The sequence below is a fragment of the Staphylococcus sp. HMSC035D11 genome (assembly GCF_001836075.1).
GTDB lineage: Bacteria > Bacillota > Bacilli > Staphylococcales > Staphylococcaceae > Staphylococcus > Staphylococcus hominis.
Genome location: NZ_KV827278.1, coordinates 135,246 through 135,619, shown reverse-complemented (window position 1 = coordinate 135,619; position 374 = coordinate 135,246). Strand labels below are relative to the sequence as shown.

Annotated in this window: 1 protein-coding gene; it reads left to right on the top strand. The window is 36.6% G+C overall.

Annotation, left to right across the window (positions count from 1 at the left end; translation table 11 throughout):
• A partial coding sequence (locus tag HMPREF2647_RS11630) for a DUF927 domain-containing protein (protein WP_256326487.1) occupies positions 1 to 374 on the top strand: 374 nt, incomplete at both ends.

The window sequence follows — 374 nt, the reverse complement described above, 5'->3', positions numbered from 1 at the left end:
GAACTCTCATCAGCAACTTTTAAAGATACAACGGGGTTATTATATTCGATCGCTGAAGGTCAAGGTCGTCAACGTTCAAACGTTCATGGAGAAGTTAAAACGCCTAAGAATTGGGGCACGTCTGTCATTTCAACGTCAGAATACAGTATTTTTACTGATTCGGCTCAAAACGATGGGTTACGTGTAAGAACCATTGAGATTAATGAACAATTTACTACAGATGCAACTAACTCTGATAATATCAAAAAAGCAGTTGCACAAAACTACGGGCATGTTTTACCGTTCGTTGCTGATTATCTTATTAAACGTGAAGATGAAGCCATTCAATGGTTTAAAGATGAACATCATTGGTTTAAAGATAAATTGAAGGATGA